Genomic DNA, 4741 nt, shown 5'->3' with positions numbered 1-4741 from the left:
CGCTCTTGGTGGCGTCTGCTCTCAACCGCGCTGATCAGCGCTGACCGCGAGGTCACGATCGCCGACCTCAGGCGCACCTTCACGATCCGCATCAACGACGGCGTGGCCGCGACCCTGGCGTCGGCGGCGGTCGAAGCCACGGCCGCGGTCGCCCCGGGCGTGACTCTGCGTTTCGTCACGGAGGGTAGTGAGAGCATTGAGGCTCTCCGCGACGGTTCGGTCGATCTGGATATCGGCGCCGGCGACGTCGCCGCTCCCGACATCCGGACAGCCGTGCTGTATCGCGAACGCATGGTCGGCATCGTCGGGGGCGGGCAAGGCGGTGGGGCGCGCCGTCGGCAAGCGTATCCGCTGTCCGATCTGCCGATCGTCCAGGACGATGGCATCGCGGCGCGCTCGTGGCCCGGCAGGCCGGCCACGCGCAGAGGGCGGGACGGCCTGCCGGGCGGATGAGGTCAGGAGACGGGTTCGATCCACACGTTGCGGAAGCGGGGATTCTCGCCAGGGTCGCCGTGGTCCTGGAGGCGGATCCCGCCCGACGCCGCGCTCTCCGGGATGTTGTCGCCTGTGCCGCCGTCGATGGCCACGTCGTTGTGCACCACCACGCCGTTCCAGACGACCGTGACCCGCGCGTTGTCGACCTTCACTCCCGCGCTGGTGTAGCGGGCCGCGCGGAAGGTGATCTCGTAGGTCTGCCACGTTCCTGGGGCGGTGGCCATGTTGCGGTCGGGCGCGCGCTTGGAGTAGATCGCGCCCGCCTCGTTGGCGGCCGGTGTGGTGTCACCGTATGACTCGAGGACCTGAATCTCATAGCGTTCCTGGAGGTAGACGCCGCTGTTGCCGCGCTGCTGCCCGGTCACGTCCGGCGGGTAGTCCGGCTCGTACCACTCGACGTGGAGCTTGAAGTCGCCGAACGTCTGCCGGGTACGGATGTCGCCGCCGTAGGACTCCATGGAGCCGTTCGCGATCGGCCAGGTCGCCGACCCGCCGGCCCGTTTCTCCCACGCCGCCAGACTGGACCCGTCGAACAGCGTGATCCGCTGCGCCTTCGACACGGTGATGTGGTCGAGGCTGACCTGTCCCATATCGCCGGAGTCGTAGGTGTAGGCGATCCTGTTCGAACCCCGCTTCAGGTTGAGCGCCTCCGTCTGGACGGCCCAGGCGTCCCAGCCGCCGGTGCCGGCCAGCCGCACCTGCCTGACCTTGTCGCCGTTGACGTACACGCTCACCGACGTGCCGGCGTTGGCCGCGTAGCGAAGCCCGACGTTGTGCATGCCGGATGAGTCCGTCCGCACGGTGAACGACGTGCTCGCGCCCGCGGCCGTGTAGCCGTCGACGAAGCCTTTGCCGGTGTAGCCCTGATGGTTCGTGCTCACCTTCGCACCACCGCGCAGCAAGGCGTTCTCCGCCTCGAGTACCGGTCGCGCGGCCACGGTGATGGAGTCCAGGTTGACGTTGCCCGTGTCGCCGCTGTCGTACTTGTAGGCGATGATGTTGGCGCCTGCCTTCAACGCGAGCGGTTCGACCCGGGTGGCCCACAGGTCCCACGTTTCCGTAGTGGGCAGCGGCACCTGCCTGACCTTGGTCCCGTTGACGTACACGCTCAGAGATTTGGTGCCGGGTGCGGGGTGCGGGCCGTTGGAGTAGCGCAGGCCCACGTGGTACGTGCCGGCCTCGGCTGCGCGTACGGCGAACTGAGTGGCCGCTCCCGCGGCCCAGTAGCCGTCGACGAAGCCGCTTCCCGAGTAGCTCAGATGGTCGGTGTTCAGCTTCGCGCCGCCGCTGTGTGAAGCGCTCTCCGCCTCGTACATGGTATCCGTCGTCGGGCCGTCGATCATCGAGTTAAGCGTGTACCAGGCCTCGGTGCTCCACAGTGGCTGCCCCGATGCCGAGCTGAACGGACGCGGCGACCGCAGGTGCACCACGCGCCCCGGCTTGAGACCCGCGATCTTGAGCGTGACCTTCTTCCCGCCGGAGGTCGGCTTCGCGGAGGTGACGGTCAGCGGCTCCTCGTCCACCTTGGGGCCACCGTAGGTGGAGGCCGCGGCGTACCGCCACTGGGTGGCCTGATACTTGGCCGCCAGCGACGTGGCGGTCTCGGCCGACAGCGGCTGAGTGTACTCCAGCTCGAAGCCGCCCTCGATCGCGCGCATCTTCAGGATGTCGAAAGCCTTGTCGTCGCCGGGGGTCAGCTTCTGCAGTCCGTAGGTGAGCTTGCCCGGCTGGCCCCAGTTTCCGCCGGCGCCGAGACCTCCGGCGTAGATGGCGCCGTCGGGCCCCAGGCTGATCCGGTTGACCCCTGCCTCGAGGCCCTGAGTGAAGCGGAAGACCGCGCCTTGGTACTCGCCGTTGACCTTCTCGAGGTAGCCGCGCTGGATCCCGCCGTAGGTGACGTCGCCGAACAACATCTGCCCCGCGAACCTGCCCCCCCTCATGACCAGCGGCGTGCTGGGGGAATTGGCGATCTCGTTGTGCGGCAGCCAGAGCACGGGCGCGCTCACCAGGTTGTCATCGAACGGGCCGTCAGGGTTGGTGTAGTGGTTGAAGAACCGGTCCTTCTTGATGTGCACCAGTTTCGAGGCGGGCAGCCAGCCGCCCTGGTTGTCCATGACGAACAGGTCACCCTCCGGCCCCCAGCCGAGCCCGTTGGGCGTGCGCAGACCGCCAGCGATGTACTCGACCTCGCCGGTGGCCTTGTTGACCTTGATGGTCGTGCCCCTGTTCCGCGCCGGCTGCGGGTCGGTGGTGGCGCCGCCGTAGTTGATGGCGACGGAGAGGTTGATGTAGAAGTGGCCGCCACGGTAGAGAAGCCCGAACGCGAACTCGTGGAAATTGCCGCCGAACGGCCAGCTCGCCACGGTCCTGAGGTTGTCGGCGACCTCGTCGCCGTTGGTGTCGTTCAGCTCCACCAGCCGGGACTTCTCCGACACGTAGAGCTTGCCGTCCACGTACTTGATGCCCATGGGCTCCTGAAGCCCGCCGGCGATCTTCTTGGTGGTCACCTGCGCGGGTGAGGTCTTGCCTGTGACGTTGTCGAGCAGGTAGACCTCGCCGAGCTTGGTTTCCGAGCCACCCCACGTGGCGACCGCCAACCGGCCGTCGGGCAGCCAGTCCATCGCGGTCACCTGCGGCTGGAAACCGTTCGGTCGCAGGTCGGTGAGCGTGAAGTCAGGGTGTACCGACTCCAGCGGCAGCCCGTCGCCCGGAGAGTCGGCGCCGCTCTCGCACTCCTTGCGCCCGGGGGCGGTGACCCGCACCACGTCCGCGTCCGTGCTCAGCACCGAGTTCGGCACGAGGGTGAACGCCGAGGATCCGGGTGGTTTCCACTCCAGCTTGAGCTGCTGGCCGTACAGGTGCTCGAAGTGGTCGACGCGCAACGCGTGGTAGCCGGTGGTCAGGGTGATCGTGCCGTCCACGGCGATCGGCCCGTGCCGCCCGTCGTTGGTGATCACGACGGTGTCGTCGATGCGCAGCCGGGAGCCGTCGTCGCTGGTGAGCCGGAACTCGTACGTGCCTGCGGCGGCGATGGAGATGTTGCCGATGACCTCGGTGACGAACATGTCGGCCAGGCCGAAGTCGGCGTCGGAGGTCCAGTCGATCGTGGGCATCAGCTTGTCCACGTTGGGTGTCTGACCGGGCTTGAGCGTGCAGAGCTTGGACAGTTCGACTTGGACGTCGTAGGTGCGCAGGGTGATGCCCGGCTCCTGCGGCGGCACCGCCGCGCGCGCTTGAGCGGGTACGACGAGCCATGAGAGTGCGGTGAGCAGTAAGACGGATAGCAGGGGTAATTTCCGCATGGCCAGTCCCATCTCGGTGAGGGCGCCGCGTTCAGCGCGGCGTGGGGGGTTACGGCACCGCCGATATGGCCGATCGAACGGCGGATGCCGGGTCTCATTCGCTGTAACACGGAGGAAATAACGCTGCTCTGCGCCGTAATATAAAGCAAGATCTGCAACTTGCCCATACTCTTTTGCCCTAGGCCGACGAAAGTCGTGACTCGTCACGGCAAAAGGGTGCGGCGCCACGGCACCGCTCGCAACGAGTGCAGGGCGACCGGGGATCCGCCAACGGCCTGCCGTGTCGGCGGCCGAATTGGGTGCGGCTCTTCTGGAGGGACTGGAGTTGACCCGGTTTGGTGGACACCTGATCTCTGAGAGGGCGACTTGATGGGTTTTCGCAGCGCTTGGACCCTGTCTGAAGTGCCCCAATGGGGTGGAACATGATGCATTGAGGTGTGGCTACTGCGACGTTCCTCACCGGAAGTACAGATCCACCTCGGTCCTGGCATCAGGAAGGCGGGCCGACAATCTCGGTTTCCCTGCAGCGCGTTCGCAACCTCCGCTGAGGAACGGAGCACTACGGTAGTTCGTTGGATCAAGGTGGGAGATAGAGGTGCAGGCCATGACCTGCACCGACCGCGTCGAGCAGTTGCTGCAGTTCAGCGGGCGGGACCGCTTGTGACCAGGACCGCCACCAGCGCGCGAGCGCGATCGCGGGAGTCAACCAGGACCGGACGGCCCGCAGTGCGTGGGGCCGGTTCGGGACCGGTGAGCGAGGTGGGAGTGTTCGAGCCTGCTGGGGTTTCCCGGTGGCGCCTCCTCTCACCAGGGTCGGTGGGCGCGCACCGATGGTGGTTCCGCGATGCAGTTTCTCGCCGAACTGGACTGTGTGGCGCTCGCGGCGTACGAGTCGGACATCGATCTGCCCGCCGAGGGCACGCTGTTGTTCTTCGACACCTGGG

The 4741-nt window shown here is 67.0% G+C and carries 2 protein-coding genes; one reads left to right on the top strand and one right to left on the bottom strand.

All coding sequences use genetic code 11. From position 1 onward, the window contains the following. A partial coding sequence (locus ABZU75_RS45325) for a LysR substrate-binding domain-containing protein (protein WP_355569416.1) occupies nt 1-453 on the top strand: 453 nt, incomplete at its 5' end. Nucleotides 454-455: 2 nt separating this feature from the next. Here ABZU75_RS45325 and ABZU75_RS45320 read toward each other — a convergent pair. Next, on the bottom strand, nt 456-3797 hold the full coding sequence (locus ABZU75_RS45320) for a family 16 glycoside hydrolase (protein WP_355569413.1): 3342 nt from the start codon (nt 3795-3797) through the stop codon (nt 456-458). Nucleotides 3798-4741 lie beyond the last annotated feature (944 nt).

The organism is Streptosporangium sp. NPDC005286 (assembly GCF_040607515.1).
GTDB lineage: Bacteria > Actinomycetota > Actinomycetes > Streptosporangiales > Streptosporangiaceae > Streptosporangium.
This window is presented reverse-complemented; position numbering and strand designations above follow the sequence as displayed.